The following is a 15456-nucleotide window of genomic DNA, read 5'->3' as shown; positions in this document are numbered from 1 at the left end:
TCCTCCTTATCGATTACTTTTCATATTGGCACGTAATTTTTTAAGCGCAATTGTTAAACAAACAATAATGATCAATGAATAAGCTATTAAATAACTAATCCATACAGGTAATCTCACTCCTGAAACTTGCACTAAAGCATCGCCCATAGATGATGAGGTAAGCGTAAGCATTAATGCACCTGGGTTAATAGAAGCCCAGAAGTAAGCCATATAAGAAGTACCCGTACCTACGGCATTCCCCATTTGATGGAAGGCCATTGATAAAAAGAAGAAAAACGCTGTAATGCCACCTAAAAAAATGATCGAACCGTACGTAGAAATCATCGCAACAATTGTTCGTTTTGTAATGGTTGAAAACATCACACCAATACTACCAATGGCTACAACTGTTAATAAATAAAATAAAAATATCGAGATTAATTGAGACGGTGATACGCCACCAAATAAAAATACTAAACTATACAATGGTAACCCTGCGATAAGCATTAATACTAAAAATGCTACCGAGGATAATAATTTCCCAATGATGATTTGAGTAGAACTTTGTGTCGTTGTTAGTAAAATATTTAATGTTTGCTTTTCCCTTTCACTACTAATTGCACCGGCAGTTAAGCTCGGTGTAATGAAAAGAATAAGAGCCATTTGTAATATTGTTAAGACAGCAAACATCATAAAGCTTGTTTCTGGTCTAAAGAAACCCTTGCCTGTGAATTCAGTTGTTATAAGCAAAAACCCTGCGATAAAAATACAAATAACCGCTAAGTAAAACATTAAACCTGAAAAACTTTTAAAAGAACGGAAGCGTAACTTTAATTCTTTTACGAATACCGGATTATTAAATCGTTCCATCATTGATTGTCCGCTCCCTTCGTAATAGCCATAAAGACATCCTCTAAATCTTTTTCCTCTTCGCTTAATGCATAAATAGGTAAATTCGCAAGTATCGCCTTTTTCAATAGCGCTACCTGATCATCATCTGTTCCACGATAATTAAAGGCTATCTCTAAGCGATTATCCATTACATCTATAGAAGAAATCAGTGGGTCCTCCTCCAAAAACGCACGTACCTCGTTTAAACGATCCGTTACTTTTACTACGATACGCTTCTCGCCCTTTAGCTGCGCTTGAATAGAAGCCACATTACCATGAGCGATAAGCTTACCATTATCAATCACACCGATTTCATCACACATTTCTGCAAGCTCAGGCAAAATATGCGAGGAGATTAAAATCGTTTTCCCCATAGATTTTAAATTCCGTAAAATATCTCGCATTTCTACTCGGGCACGTGGATCCAAGCCTGAAGCAGGTTCATCCAAAATTAATACTTTAGGATCGTGGATAAGTGCACGTGCCAAACATAGACGCTGCTTCATCCCTCGTGACAGTAAATCAACATATTCATGACGTTTATTCGTTAAATTTACGAGCTCTAGCAGCTGTGGAATAAGTACTTTTCGTTCAGCTGCCACAATGCCATAGCTAGCACCGTAAAAGTCTAAGTATTCGTCTACTTTTAGTTGATCATAGACGCCAAAGAAATCTGGCATATAACCAATTTGTTTTCGAACTTCCTTTGGTTCCTTAATAACACTTTTCCCATTAATAAGGGCATCACCTGAAGTTGGAGATAGCAAGGTTGCTAAAATCGAGAATGTAGTCGATTTACCTGCCCCGTTAGCACCTACAAAACCAAAGACAACCCCTTCCTCTAAAGATAGATTCAAATGATCCAGTGCTGTAAAGGAGCCGTATCTTTTCGTTAAATCACGAATTTCAATCATTATTTCGCCACTCCCTTCAGCTCTACATCTGGTAATTTTGTTTCCTCACCTGTTTGATCTGGTCCAAATTTAATCTCAATCAGCAATTCACCATTATCATTGAAGTATTTTTTTATGTTATCTGTAAACACCTGCTTCGCATCTACCAACTGCTCATAAGTTTTCGTCTCGTTATTCCAAATCGATAGTTTCATACGATCGATATCCTTATTTGAAACTGTCAATTCGTTTAATGCTTGAGCTGAATTCATAAACTTATCTGGCATCGCAATAGATACTTCATATAACCCATCAGACAAGCGCCAAGTATTTAACTGTTCATCTACTTTTTCAGCATACGAATTAGGAGATAGTTGGTTTACTGAATACGTAAAATTGTTACGTTTCATCGTAAATGGACCTGATAGCTCTACTTTTCCATCAAATGGCTGAACAAAATAGGAAATCGGAGACATACTGGCACTTGTTTCTAGCTCAACCCCAGCAATTGCTTGGTCTGCCCATGCAGTAATGACAGGTTTTTTATCATTTTCTACAAGCGGTATTGACATAGATTTCATTCGCTCGATAAGTGAAGGATTCACGTCTTCCTTCTTCGTTGGATAATTATTTAAATTGTAACCTGTAAAATTAGATGGTTTCTGAAGAACCGTTGCTTTTAGCTCCGTGTCGACTTTAAGTGTACCGTTCGCTTCAATGTCGCCAAGTTTAACTTCTTTAATGCCAGAGATTAAAGTAACGTCCTTAAGTGCAAACGGAAAATTGTTCTTAATTGTCCCAGATAGCTTTTCATTTTTTAACGTAATATCGATATCCATCTTCCCAATATTTTGTGGCGCTGACTTCCCTGCAAACGATTGCACAGACCAATAGCTTAAATCACGTAGTGTTAACGTTGAACCATTGGCATTTTCCTTAATATAGGATACTTCATGTAAATTCTCCATTGTCCCTGGGAAACTATTAGAATTCCGAAGCGCGACTGCACTTGTATTCTTATCTGCATTAACAACAAAATCGCCGCTACGATTTGTTAAAATGGACCCTACATAATAACCGTTTAAACTACTATCTTCATTTACTTTATAAAATGCAGATTGTTGAATTTGCGGTTGCCCAATTCGATCTTTTGCACCAAAAATAAATAGAGCAATCGATAACACAATTGATATCGCAGGAATGATCCACCATGCATGCTCACGCTTGTCTATTTTCTTTAAAATAAAATATAAAATCGGTCCGATAACTAAGATATATAAAATAATAACTATTAGCATATAGCTAACAGATACTTCAAACGAAGGGAATAATTCATTTATATTACGCAGATCATATGAAACTTGATCCAGCGGTGACTCTCCATTAATCATCATCCCATGTTGTGATATCTTTTGAATATTTATCAATTTTGACACTAATGCTGGGTAGCCATCCATAGACGCAAGTGGTTGATCCCCTAAAGAAAAGGCCGTTTGAATAATCTCCCCACTGCCAACTTTTTTCTTAGAAGCTAAAATCTTATTGTTATCTGTTAATACAGGAATACTTCCTTTATTTTCAGTTGCTCCATAAATAGAAATAGGTTGTGTAAAAGTTCTGCCGCCTGATAATTTTGATAGGCTATCTGCAGAAACGGATGTCATTTGTTGTGATAATGCTAGTGGTAAATAATCTTTGAAAATACCTCCTGTTGCATTTACTTGATCAGCAGCTCCTAATATTAATGTACCACCATTCTGTACCCAATTTAGTAAAGACTCTTGTTGCTTTTGCGATAAATCAGCAATCGCAATTTCATCGATGACTATAACATTCGCCATTGCAAATCCTAGTGTATCTTCTGGCAATGTATAATCCTTGATTTGCTTTAAATTGAAAATTTCGACATTATTTTGTGGAACTAATTGGGATAGCTTGAAAAATGCTGATAAACGATCGCTTTTATCCGTTAATGTATAAATAAAAACTGATGCAGGATCTAAAAGGTTACCTTGTAGCTGCTTTATTCCTTTATAAGCAACCTTTTTTCCTTTTTCTATGCTTCCTTCATAAAATGCAAACACATCTGCATTCCAGGAATCAATACCTTCTAGATAAATATCAAATGTTTTTTCTTCTCCCGCTGCTATATCTATTGGAAGCACTTTAGCTGACGCAGCTTGATAGGAGCTGGTAGTATTGATGACCATATCTCCAGAAAAATCTGCACCATTATTTTTTACCGTCACTTGAAGCGGTACAGCTGATTGGTATTTAGCTTTACCTGCAATTCCTACCTTAGCCTCCACATCCAATGTAGCGGCTGCACTTGCCTGCTCCAAAGGTAGAATAAAGCTAAAAACAAGCAAGAATAATAATATAAGTGCCGTTATGTTCGTCTTTTTCAAAAACTCAACCCCTTTTTATGTAAATTGTTAGCTACATAATTATACGATTTATATTGCATTTTGTTCCATTTCTTACGACATCTTCATGAATATTCATAAACTCTTAAGAATTAACTAATTGCCAAAGTTAGGGATGATATTTTTTTAAACTTATGCATGGAAGGCGGATGTCGATAAAAATCAAAAGTTAGATGCCATTTTTTTATTAAACCTATGTCATGTAAATAAGTTGATCTTCGCTCCGACTGGGCGATTCCTTTGGGATTAGCGATATAGAGGAACGAAAATCAACCTACGCTTTGGTGATGAGATTAAGAATTGTATAAAAAAAGGCAGCCCCAAGTGAATCACTCGAGACTGCCTTGCTATTATTTTTATTTCGTATATTCAAACAAACATCGTGCATGGTCTTGTACTACCTCTACAAAAGCCTCTACTTGTCGTAACTCAAATGAGGATTCATAGCCAATTAACCAAGTATCACGCGTTATACCAAATTCTTTTTCATTATTCGTTAATGCTATTTTATTAATACCATCATTGTCATTTAACGTTATTGAAGGTAAGATAGCGTAACCGATACCATTCAATGCCATTTGCTTACAAATTTCAATCTGATCAACTAAAATTTGTTTTCGTGGATTTGAAGCGAAATGCTGACGCCACCATTGTTGAATTTCCTGATAGTAATTGGAATCACTTTTAAATTGAATAAAAGGTCGGTCTGTCGTCAGCACATCTTCTATCGTTTTTAATTCTTTATCCACTAAATAAAGGGTGTCACGGAAAAGGTGAATCTTTTCTCCTTTCCAATCAACCTGCCCACGCACAATCCCTACATGAGCCTCACCCTCATAAAGTGCTTTTACAATTTCAGAGCTCCAGCCTGTCATAAGAGAAATTTTTGCATCAGGATATTTCGATACAAAATCCTTTAATATGATTGGAAGCCAGTTTTGTCCGACAATCGAGGCACAGGCAATTTTCAATGTCCCGTTTACTTTCGTCGTTAATGACTGGATTGTTTCATAAATCTCTTCTTTTTTGCTGAGCATTTCTGTTGCATAGGCAATAATAAGCTCTCCAGCAGGTGTCGCCGTAAGTCCTTTTTGCGAACGAATAAATAACTGCGTGCCCCAGTCTTTTTCAATAGTTTGAAGCCTTTGAGAAAGTGCTGGTTGCGATAAAAATAAACGTTCTGCTGCTTTACGCATATTACGTTCCTCTGCTAGTACTTTTAAAATTTCAGCCTCCGTTGCCATCAATCAGTAAACCTCCGTTACAAGCAAAGAGGACCTCATGATTTTCATCTGAGTCCCCTCTTAAACTACTACTCTTTTTGATAAATATATTTTTTCAATTGCTTTAGAATAACTCGTCTCGTTAAAATTCCTGCAAATGTTCCATCTTCGTCCACAACACATAAAAAGGCGTGGTTAATTACTAAGTCTAGAGCCCGCTGAAAAGTATCCGTCAATTTCAATACAGCGATATCTTTATCCATTATCGTATCCACTTTAATATCGGGTAGCTTTTCATATTCAATATGTTCTAGTCCAAGAATAGATTCAGTAATCATTTTCATACTTAGTAAACCTTGAAGTCGATATTTCAAATCTAAAACAGGTATCGAAGAATACCCTGTACGTGTCAGTACTAGGAGTGCATGTTCCGCACTATTTCCACTTTGTACATGCGCAACCTTTTCAGATGAAATAATAAAATCACTAATTGGCATTGCTAATAAGTCTTTGCTGTTAGTTGAAATCATGAACTTCTTCTCCTTTTCTGTCCCCGCTTTGCAGAACAGGATGCTTCCCTTTTATCATATCATAACTTTTCCTTATATGACCACGACAAGGCTGAGAAGAGTTTTTATTAGCAACGAATTATTTTAGCAATTTGAAACAAAACTAAGTATCGAAAGTGCATATTTAAAGAAGGTTTCACCTGAGAGAAATGGAAATATCTTCATTCAGCTATATTTTAAAAATATGAACTGAATGAAGAAAAAAATCTTTTTAATAACCGTACTTACTCCAATAATAAAAAATCATTATCCCTAAAAAGAGTAAAAAAATGATATATACCCAGACAATCGGGTTGAGCATCGTCGAATAATCTTCAACGGTTTCTGAAATCGGCGTATCATTTTCCGATTTCCGCTGAGACGTCATTTTGGCAATCTTCAGCGTTGACACAAGCGAAATAGCAGAAATAATCGTAATGGCAATAAGAGCCGGTATTAACCACATACCCATCGGCAAAACTCCTTTCTTTGCCCTTAGTATGCGTCAACCCAGCTCTCCATTATGCAAAAATATTTATTTTAGAATGGATACTGATTGAGCCATTGCCCACCATCAAGTGTCACACATTCCCCATTCATATATCTTGCTTTATCAGACATCATAAATGTTGCTAAATCAGCAATTTCTTCAGGTGTACCTGTACGACCTAACGGAACAGAGTCCAATGTACGAGCCGCTGCAGCCTCTGACTCCCAAAGCTTATCTGCACCACCTGTACGCTCAATAGGACCTGGAGCAATTGCATTTACTCGAATACCATATTGTTTCCCCCATTCAACAGCTAACGTTCGAGTCAATGACAATACACCTGCTTTCGCTGCTGCCGAATGAATAACACCAGCACCTGCATTCCATGCGTAAGTTGCAACCATATTAAGAATAGATCCTTTAATATTATTTTCGATCCAGTACTTACCGACCGTAGAAGAACAAAAGAATGTCCCATTTAAAACGATATCAACAACAGCCTTCCAACCATTAGGAGATAAATCCTCTGCACGCACAATAAAATTACCAGCTGCATTATTCACAAGCCCATCAACTTGTCCAAACTTTTCAACAGCAAATGCTAGCATCGCCTGCGCATGCTCAGGCACGCGAACATCCATTGGAAATGTTTCAATCGTTTTTCCCGCCTCTAAAATAAAAGCTTTCGCCTCTGCCAGCCGTTCCTCATTACGACCTGTAATGACAACATTTGCCCCTTCAGCAACGAACTGCTTCGCCATATAAAGCCCCATTCCACTTGATCCACCCGTAATAATAATTGTTTTCCCCTGCAACATACAATTTCCCCCTTTGTAAAATGAATGATGATTCACTTAAATATTACTATATTCTCTCGCATATGTCATATAATTCTACAAACCTATGGAGAGTATGCAAGATTGAAAGGTTCTTCTAGCTGAGATTCTTATGGTGCAGGGTATTCGCGGGTATTTTATTGTTGCGCGCGGGTATTTCACTGCAGCGCGGGTTTCTCTTCTTTCCCGCGGGTATTACACCCCATTAATCTTGATTACTCGCTCTAGTAGCTTCCTTTGAAATATCCACTTTCCAGAAAACTATGGTAGTGCTATCTCTGACACCATTTTTTTGGATATTCTTTAACATTGTCCAAATACTTTCTTTATCGTTAGCGTTACAAAAGGAATTGTAAATGTTAATCGGGTTAGCGTATGGTTCACGAGGACATTCAAGTAAGCCATCTGTAGTTAGAAAAAGACGATTTTCTCCTTTTCTTAATTCTTTAATTCCTACACTATAGCAAGGGACGTCCTGTTCAAACGTGTTAACTTGTCCTATCCATTCGTAAAATTGCCTTTGATTTAATTGAAACTGACCTAATGCAGCCAATTCTTGATGAAGTAAAAAAAGAACGCAGTCTCCAACCGAAAACCACCATACATATTTATCCTTTCTTACAACAATTAAACACGCAGTTTCTCCAGTAATATTGCGACAAATAGATAAGAACTGTTCAGCTTGAAATATAGTTAAAATTTTCTCTTCGATCCTTTTGAAGGTTTGATGGTTTGTCGGTAAAGATAATAAATGCGTAAATTCATTTTTATGATCAAGAAATTGTTCGATAATTATTTGAGCACTCTCCGATGTATTATGAGCATCTAGTAATATGGAAAATTCCCAATCTTGCTGTTCATCTAGCCATACTAAACAACCGTCTTCGTTTTTATATTGTCCTGCATCGGAGTTTCCACCATATCGTCCAACAATAACATGTTTAATTTGATAAAGATTTGGATGATCTATGAAGTTATCTTGGCTACCGATCCAACTAAAATCTTCTATAGATTCACTCATATGCATTATTCTCAAGATATGTTTTTATTCGAGTACAAAGCTTAACAACTTCTATATTGTCACCCATAGGAGCATTTTCCCAATCATACACATCATTTGGTCCCCAATACTGTTTAGGAGTATTCGGATATCGAGGAACTAAATGCATATGCAAATGTGGCACTGAGTTTCCAGAAACCAATGAATAGATATGCTCTGCATTCTCACATTCCGTTATTGCCTTACTAACCCTCGCCATAATAACACCAAATGCTTTTGCCTCTTCTATAGTCATATCTCCAAGAGTAGGAACATGTCTTTTTAAATCAATCATGATATGACCTAAATAATTTGGTGCTCCACTTCTGTCTATATGCCCAACATAAATATATTCGTCTTCATAAATCATGACCCCTGAGGTTTGAATGTTGCCCTTGTGTTTATTGCAGATAAAACATTCCTCCATTAATCCCCACCCCTTTGTTGAAATTTTCAAAATTATAACATACTCATTATTAAGTTGGAATATTTTAGACAGTCTCTTTTCGAATTCCTAAAACTCATAATGGTAAGCAATTTTATAAAGCTCCATTAGCTCTTCCTGTGTTGGAACTTTAGGATTATTTCCAGGGCTACCGCTAGCAATTGCATCAGCTGTCATTTTTGGAATGGCTGCATAAAATGCTTGTTCATCGATTCCCCACTGTTTTAAATTCCCTATATCCATCTTCTTGCACATTTCCTTAATTGAAACAATAGCTAAATCGGCCAGCTCTTCTTGAGATAACAGTTCATTATCTTTATTGAAAAACTTACCTAGATCTGCTAGTCGATCCACGCAAGCATCCTTTGAAAATTCTAATACTGCTGGCAGAAGCATGGCATTTGAAATACCATGTGGGACGTGAAATAGCGCTCCTATTGGACGAGACATGCCGTGCACTAAAGCGACAGAAGCGTTTGAGAATGAAAGACCTGCTTGCATTGAGCCTAGTGACATCACTTCCCGCGCATCAATATCGTTACCTTGCTCATAAACTTTTAAAATATTATTAACGATTAGCTCCATAGCTGATAATGCAAGGGCATTCGAGTACGGATGTGCTAATCGAGATAAATAACTTTCAATGGCATGACTTAAGGCATCGATGCCAGTTGCCGCAGTTATGGATGGTGGAGATGTAACCGTTAAAATCGGGTCAACAATAGCTATGTTTGGCATAAACGCGGGCTGCTTAATCATCATTTTTACTTCATTTTTCGTATTAGTAATGACGGTTGCATCTGTTGCTTCTGAGCCCGTTCCCGCCGTTGTCGGTATTGCGATATGTGGAATCGGTGCTTGCTCTGCAATTTTTTCCATTTTCATATAATCGCCAATGTAGCCACCATTTGTTGCGACAACTGCGATAGCTTTCCCTGTATCGATACAGCTTCCGCCACCGACGGAAATAATCAGATCACAACCCTCAGATTGTAAAATATGGAGCCCCTCCGCTACATACGTATCTACTGGTTCCGTTGTTACGCCTAAATACGAAAGCGCTTCCAATCCATTATCTCTTAAGAATGTGCTACATTGATTGACAAAGCCTAAGCGATCCATGATCGGATCACTAATGATAAGTGCTTTAGTCCCTAATTTTTTTGCATATACGCCTACTTCTTTAAAAGAATCTCGTCCATAAACGATTGTTCCTGGTGAATGAACTGTATAGATTGTTTTTGTTTGAATCATATTTCACCCTCCTAAGCTATTGTGCTGTATAACCGCCATCCAAAAGAATTGCTTGACCTGTTATACCCTTTGCCATATCACTAGCTAAATAAAGCGCAAGTCCTGTAACTTCCGATACATCTAGTAAGCGTTTTTGTGGGACGAGTGGATATAGCACCTGCTCAAGCACTTCATCTACTTGAATTCCCCTTGTTTTTGCCAAATCCGTAAACTGATTACGTACTAATTCTGTATCGACATACCCCGGACAAATGGCATTCACGGTTATCCCCTCAGTTGCAACCTCTAGTGCAGCCACTTTCGTTAAACCGACAAGCCCATGTTTTGCGGCATTGTATCCAGCTTTACCTGCAAACCCAATAACGCCATTAATAGACGCCATATTAATAATGCGTCCAAACTTATTTTTCTTCATATGTGGTAAAACATATTTCATTGCTATAAAAGGCGCAACGAGCATCACCTTTTGCATGGATTCGAAGATTTCTGTCGCGAAATCCTCTATTAGAGAAACATGCTGAAACCCTGCGTTGTTGATTAAAACATCTATTGTCTTAAACTTTTTTACAGTAAAGTCAATCGCATCACATATTGCTTGTTCATTTGTAACATCGCATGTGTATGCAGTTAAATGCGGATTATGCTTAATTGCCTCTGCTAAAAGCTGTTCATTTATATCTGTTATCACTACATTCGCTCCCTGCTCAGCAAACGCTAATGCCATGGATAACCCGATACCACGAGCTGCTCCAGTAATAAAAACTGTTTTTCCTTTCACCTCAAATTCCTCCTACATTCCTAGTGAGAATAATATGATTGCGATTATCGTACCTATGATTGGTATAATGACGGTTAAGGCTCCAAATGGCATATAAGCATCTTTATGCTTTTCATTGCATACAGAATTAATAGTTGTTACTACATAACCGCCATGCGGCAATGAATCGAGAGACCCCGATGCAATAGCAATTGTACGGTGTAATGCCTCGGTATCAACTCCCATGTCAATATAGTGAGGCGCAAGTAAAGGCATTGCAATTGTTTGACCGCCAGAAGCTGAACCTGTTAAACCAGCTATTACAGCAATGGCTAGTGCACCGCCAATTAACGGACTTCCAGGAATATTAGTCATAACATCAACAGTTGCCACAAATGATGGTGTAGCTTTTACCACACCTCCGAAACCAACCACTGCTGCTGTATTAGCAATAGCTACAACAGCACCCATAGCACCAGCTCCTAGTGTAGCACCGACAGATTTTGAATATTTATAGCTCACTAAATAAGCAGTAATACATCCACTCGTTAATGCCACAATTAAAGCTGAAGTTCCAAGAGAATTATGGAACACAAACGAAATACCTAAAACTACCAATAGTGGTACAAGACTTAAAATTGGACTCGGAAGCTTTCGAGATTCATCAACTACTGGGTCATTAGATCGTTCTATAAATACCTCTCCACTTTTTACTGCACGTTTGATCATCCAATTTAGCCACAGTGAACCACCAATTGCCATAAAAATTGCAACAACTATACTTACTTCCAATCCAGCATATGGCGTTGTATCAAGGTATGGAATAGGAATCCAGTTTTGAATTTCCGGTGAACCTGCTGAGGTCATCGTAAAGGTTACAGAACCTAAACCAAGTGCAGCAGGTATAAAGCGACGAGGAAAATTCGCTTGCTTGAATAAACTGATAGCCATTGGATATACCGAGAAGGCTACGATAAACACTGAGACACCACCATACGTTAGTACAGCTGCAGCAAGAACTACTGCATAGGCTGCATATTTCACTCCAATTTTTTCTACAATCCATTTAGAAACACTATCGGCCGCCCCAGTATCCTCCATTACCTTTCCAAAAATAGCACCTGCCATGAACATTAAATACCATGAACCAATGAATCCCGTAAACCCGTCCATATAACTTGTTAAGAAGTTAGTCTGATTCTCATCAGCTGTTTGTGGAAAAAATGCTAGACCATTCGTTACTGCCGCTATCAATGCTGTCAACGGCGCTGAAATCAGTAAATTTACGCCCCTCATCGTTAAATACACGAGTAAAGCTAAACTACCAAAAAGCCCAACGTATTCTAACATCCCATCCTCCTCATATTCTTTTTGAAAAAAGAGCTGTAATAGAACACAGCTCTTCTATTTTTATTAGTCGTTATTGCTTGGGAATGCAAACGTAGATGCTGTCGATACTTGACCTGTCATCCAACGCTCTGATATTGTTTTTGTTTTTGTAAAGAAGCGTGCCTGATCGGGACCAAACATATGCCCTTCACCAAAACGAGAGCCTTTAAATCCTGCAAAGTTATGGTAACCAACTGGAATAGGAATTGGTACATTCACGCCAACCATCCCAACATCGATTTCTGTTGTAAATTTACGAGCTGCTAAACCGTCATTCGTAAAGATTGTTACTCCATTTCCAAGCTCATGCTTATTAATAAGTTGGATGGCTTCATCTAATGAATCAACACGTACAACATTTCGAGCTGGACCGAATATTTCTTGTTCGTAAATTTCCATGCCTGGTTTTACGTTATCTAGCAATGTTGGCCCTACAAAGAATCCTTTTGACTCTTTGACAATATCAAGTTCACGACCATCACAAATAACTGTCGCACCTTCAGACTCACCTCGTTCGATAGCAGCAATAATCGCTTCCTTCGATTGCTGTGAAATGACAGGCCCAAAATCTGTCTCTGGATCTGTATAGGAACCTACCTTCAAGTTAGAGATTTTCTCCTTTAAGATTTCAATAAGACGATCTGCTGTATCCTTGCCAACAGGCATAATCGTGGAAATGGCCATACAACGTTGAGAGGCCGCCCCATAAGCTGCTCCGATAAATGCATTTGCTACCTGATCAAGATCTGCATCAGGCATCACAACCATATTGTTTTTCCCTCCACCAAGAGCTGTAACACGTTTACCGTATTTTGAGCCTGTTTCATAAATATATTGGGCAACTGGTGTTGATCCTACAAATGAAATTGCTTGTACAATCGGGTTCTCTAATAGTTCATTCACTGCATCTTTATCCCCGTTTACTACCGTCCAAATACCATCTGGTAACCCAGCTTTTTTCCAAAGCTCGCTCACATATAAGGCAGTCATAGGAACACGCTCAGATGCTTTTAAAATAACTGCATTGCCAACAGCAATTGCCATACTTGTTTGTGCTAAAGGCACCATGATTGGGAAGTTAAATGGCGAAATAGCCGCTACTACACCTAATGGATACTTTGCAGAGTAAGCATTAATCTGACCACCGACGTTGACAGAATACTCCCCCTTCATTAAATGAGGTGCACTAATAGCTAAGTCAACAGACTCCAAACCACGTGTAATTTCACCTTTCGCATCCTCAATTGTTTTACCGCTCTCTGTACAAATAACTTGTAGAAGTTCCTCTATATTTTCAGTAATAAGATTACGGAACTTTAATACAATCTCAGCACGTTTTGCTACTGACGTATCTCTCCATTGTGGAAACGCAGCCTGTGCTTTATCAATAGCCTCCCGCGTTTCTTCTACAGTTGCAAGTGGTACCTTTGCAATTACCTCACCCGTCGTTGGATTAAATACTGAACCGAAACGTCCACTTTTCCCTTCTACCAGTTCTCCATCAATAAAGTGTGTTAAAGTTTTAACCTCTTGTGCTGTTGTCATATTTTTAGTCCTCCTTTAAGATTGTTCAATTTTACATTTTTCTTTTGAACTTAAATAAGTGGCAGACATATCATCTTCTCCATAGCCCTGCTGAGAAATATCACTATAAAGATCCACTAATTTTTCCCCGATTCGAAGTGGTACCCCTGCTTCATCTGCCATATTTTTCGCAAGCTTCAAATCTTTTAGTAATAGATTTGTAGAAAAACCTGGCTGATAGCTGTCGTTTTTCATGTATTCCAAATAATTACGTTCATAAATACGGCTTTGACCATAACTATTACTTAATACGTCATACAGCGTATCTGCATGGATCCCCATCTTTTCACCAAGCACGATTGTTTCAGCGACTGCTTCTGTATAGAATCCAATCATTAAATTATTGAGTAATTTTATACGTGTACCTACACTTGGAGTCGTACCAAGATGGTAAATGTTTTTCCCTACTATTCGGAAAATTTCAGACCCAGTTTGATAATCCTCCTCTTTACCACCAACCATTATCGTAAGTGTTGCATTAATAGCACCTATAACGCCTCCACTAACAGGTGCCCCAAGATAACTTAATCCCAATGATTGTGCATCCTTATGTAAGGAATCATTTAATTCGGGATTCACCGTACTAAAGTCTATTAATAAACTTCCTTTCTTAGCATGGTGCAATATACCTTGTTCAGATCTATATACTAGTTCTACTACTTGTGGTGTCGGCAAGCTAGTCATGATAATATCACTTTGCTCAGCAACTTCCTTTGCTGTTGCAAGTCCAACTCCACCTTCTTTTTTAAATTGCTCGATTGCTTGCGAATTAATATCAAAACCATAAACCTTATAGCCAGCCTTTAATAAATTTACTGACATCGGTAACCCCATATTGCCTAAGCCGATAAAACCTAATTTCTCCGTCATTATTGACCTCCCCTGCTCCTTGAAAATCCGAGAAACACTAGCCAACTCTACTCTTTTGTCTTAACATTAATAACAAAATATTAATTAACCGCAGTCATTGACCCCAGTCAATTAAATGATAATCAAACCAAATCCATTACGTCAATCAAAATATTTTATATTTTCAGATTTTTTAAGGAGACTTCTTAATATACTTATTTCGGAGGAATATGAGAACATGAATCCACTAACGAGCCGTCAAAAAAAGGCATTAGAAACACGGGAAAAATTACTTAAAACATCTTTAGATTTATTTAATAAACATGGATATGAGCATGTATCCATTGAACAAATTACGAAAGCATGCAATGTATCGAAGGGAACGTTTTACACTTATTTCCCATCTAAGTACGATGTTATTTTAGAAAAATTTAAGGAACTCGATAGTTTTTATAGCAATGCAGAAAAAAATATCGACTCTTCTTTACCAGCAAGCGAAAAAATTTTAACGCTTTATCAAGAGCAAATGAAGTATTTAACGAACGTTGTGGGAAAGGATTTATTGCGTACTGTTTATACTGCTGCGATGACAAGTCAAGTGGAACAAGATCATTATTTAATTAGTCCACAAAGAAAAATATTCCAAATAATTAATACTTATTTAGAGGATGGCATTCGTCTTGGAGAATTTCGTCAAGATTTGCAGGTTACTCAAGCGCAGGCTATCATTCAGCGTTGTATGCGTGCAAATGTCTATGATTGGCTAATTCATAATGAAGACTTCAATTTATCTGTGGAGATGGCGCAATTTACAGCTATTGTTTTAGATGGATTGAAAGCAGGAAATAAATAG

The 15456-nt window shown here is 37.7% G+C and carries 15 protein-coding genes; 1 reads left to right on the top strand and 14 read right to left on the bottom strand.

Features of this window, described 5'->3' with window-relative positions:
• Positions 1-6: 6 nt before the first annotated feature.
• The 14 genes from AC3WSO_RS05100 to AC3WSO_RS05035 all read right to left on the bottom strand — a co-directional run bounded on the left by AC3WSO_RS05100 (position 7) and on the right by AC3WSO_RS05035 (position 14624).
• Complete coding sequence (locus AC3WSO_RS05100) at positions 7-852, bottom strand: ABC transporter permease (RefSeq protein ID WP_492529263.1); 846 nt, start codon at positions 850-852, stop codon at positions 7-9.
• Positions 849-1784 (bottom strand): ABC transporter ATP-binding protein, encoded by a 936-nt coding sequence (locus AC3WSO_RS05095; protein WP_492529261.1) that lies wholly within the window; start codon positions 1782-1784, stop codon positions 849-851. The genes AC3WSO_RS05100 and AC3WSO_RS05095 overlap by 4 nt, the downstream gene beginning before the upstream one ends.
• On the bottom strand, positions 1784-4171 hold the full coding sequence (locus AC3WSO_RS05090; protein WP_492529259.1) for a DUF8725 domain-containing protein: 2388 nt from the start codon (positions 4169-4171) through the stop codon (positions 1784-1786). The genes AC3WSO_RS05095 and AC3WSO_RS05090 overlap by 1 nt, the downstream gene beginning before the upstream one ends.
• Before the next feature lie 374 nt (positions 4172-4545).
• Positions 4546-5433 (bottom strand): transcriptional regulator CcpC, encoded by an 888-nt coding sequence (ccpC, locus tag AC3WSO_RS05085; protein ID WP_492534253.1) that lies wholly within the window; start codon positions 5431-5433, stop codon positions 4546-4548.
• Between the two features lie 68 nt (positions 5434-5501).
• Positions 5502-5942: a cyclic-di-AMP-binding protein CbpB gene (gene cbpB / locus AC3WSO_RS05080; protein ID WP_079559656.1), complete on the bottom strand. Its 441-nt coding sequence runs from the start codon at positions 5940-5942 to the stop codon at positions 5502-5504.
• A gap of 250 nt (positions 5943-6192) precedes the next feature.
• Entirely contained in the window at positions 6193-6432 is a 240-nt protein-coding gene (locus AC3WSO_RS05075) for a short-chain dehydrogenase (protein ID WP_079559655.1), read from the bottom strand.
• A 68-nt stretch (positions 6433-6500) separates the two neighbouring features.
• Positions 6501-7268, bottom strand: a complete 768-nt coding sequence (fadH, locus tag AC3WSO_RS05070; protein ID WP_492529257.1) for a 2,4-dienoyl-CoA reductase — start codon at positions 7266-7268, stop codon at positions 6501-6503.
• 223 nt (positions 7269-7491) lie between these two features.
• Complete coding sequence (locus tag AC3WSO_RS05065) at positions 7492-8307, bottom strand: PP2C family serine/threonine-protein phosphatase (protein ID WP_492529255.1); 816 nt, start codon at positions 8305-8307, stop codon at positions 7492-7494.
• Complete coding sequence (locus AC3WSO_RS05060; protein ID WP_492529253.1) at positions 8300-8752, bottom strand: HIT family protein; 453 nt, start codon at positions 8750-8752, stop codon at positions 8300-8302. Before AC3WSO_RS05060 ends, AC3WSO_RS05065 begins: the two co-directional genes overlap by 8 nt.
• A gap of 87 nt (positions 8753-8839) precedes the next feature.
• Positions 8840-10024 (bottom strand): iron-containing alcohol dehydrogenase, encoded by a 1185-nt coding sequence (locus AC3WSO_RS05055; RefSeq protein WP_492529251.1) that lies wholly within the window; start codon positions 10022-10024, stop codon positions 8840-8842.
• A gap of 16 nt (positions 10025-10040) precedes the next feature.
• Complete coding sequence (locus tag AC3WSO_RS05050; protein WP_492529249.1) at positions 10041-10802, bottom strand: 3-hydroxybutyrate dehydrogenase; 762 nt, start codon at positions 10800-10802, stop codon at positions 10041-10043.
• Positions 10803-10814: 12 nt separating this feature from the next.
• Complete coding sequence (locus AC3WSO_RS05045; protein ID WP_492529247.1) at positions 10815-12131, bottom strand: GntP family permease; 1317 nt, start codon at positions 12129-12131, stop codon at positions 10815-10817.
• A 63-nt stretch (positions 12132-12194) separates the two neighbouring features.
• Entirely contained in the window at positions 12195-13715 is a 1521-nt protein-coding gene (locus AC3WSO_RS05040) for a CoA-acylating methylmalonate-semialdehyde dehydrogenase (protein ID WP_492529245.1), read from the bottom strand.
• A 15-nt stretch (positions 13716-13730) separates the two neighbouring features.
• Positions 13731-14624: an NAD(P)-dependent oxidoreductase gene (locus AC3WSO_RS05035; RefSeq protein WP_492529243.1), complete on the bottom strand. Its 894-nt coding sequence runs from the start codon at positions 14622-14624 to the stop codon at positions 13731-13733.
• Positions 14625-14841: 217 nt separating this feature from the next.
• Here AC3WSO_RS05035 and AC3WSO_RS05030 point away from each other — a divergent pair, with 217 nt between their 5' ends.
• Entirely contained in the window at positions 14842-15456 is a 615-nt protein-coding gene (locus tag AC3WSO_RS05030) for a TetR/AcrR family transcriptional regulator (RefSeq protein ID WP_492529241.1), read from the top strand.

The organism is Lysinibacillus sp. EB106-09-02-XG168 (genome assembly GCF_058791475.1).
Note: the sequence above shows the minus strand (reverse complement) of the source record. Positions and strands in the feature narration are given on the sequence as shown.

Coding starts and splice junctions, on each gene's coding strand:
- AC3WSO_RS05100 (WP_492529263.1), bottom strand. CDS start 852: ATGATGGAACGATTTAATAATCCGGTATTCGTAAAAGAATTAAAGTTA.
- AC3WSO_RS05095 (WP_492529261.1), bottom strand. CDS start 1,784: ATGATTGAAATTCGTGATTTAACGAAAAGATACGGCTCCTTTACAGCA.
- ccpC (WP_492534253.1), bottom strand. CDS start 5,433: ATGGCAACGGAGGCTGAAATTTTAAAAGTACTAGCAGAGGAACGTAAT.
- cbpB (WP_079559656.1), bottom strand. CDS start 5,942: ATGATTTCAACTAACAGCAAAGACTTATTAGCAATGCCAATTAGTGAT.
- AC3WSO_RS05075 (WP_079559655.1), bottom strand. CDS start 6,432: ATGGGTATGTGGTTAATACCGGCTCTTATTGCCATTACGATTATTTCT.
- fadH (WP_492529257.1), bottom strand. CDS start 7,268: ATGTTGCAGGGGAAAACAATTATTATTACGGGTGGATCAAGTGGAATG.
- AC3WSO_RS05065 (WP_492529255.1), bottom strand. CDS start 8,307: ATGAGTGAATCTATAGAAGATTTTAGTTGGATCGGTAGCCAAGATAAC.
- AC3WSO_RS05060 (WP_492529253.1), bottom strand. CDS start 8,752: ATGGAGGAATGTTTTATCTGCAATAAACACAAGGGCAACATTCAAACC.
- AC3WSO_RS05055 (WP_492529251.1), bottom strand. CDS start 10,024: ATGATTCAAACAAAAACAATCTATACAGTTCATTCACCAGGAACAATC.
- AC3WSO_RS05045 (WP_492529247.1), bottom strand. CDS start 12,131: ATGTTAGAATACGTTGGGCTTTTTGGTAGTTTAGCTTTACTCGTGTAT.
- AC3WSO_RS05040 (WP_492529245.1), bottom strand. CDS start 13,715: ATGACAACAGCACAAGAGGTTAAAACTTTAACACACTTTATTGATGGA.
- AC3WSO_RS05035 (WP_492529243.1), bottom strand. CDS start 14,624: ATGACGGAGAAATTAGGTTTTATCGGCTTAGGCAATATGGGGTTACCG.
- AC3WSO_RS05030 (WP_492529241.1), top strand. CDS start 14,842: ATGAATCCACTAACGAGCCGTCAAAAAAAGGCATTAGAAACACGGGAA.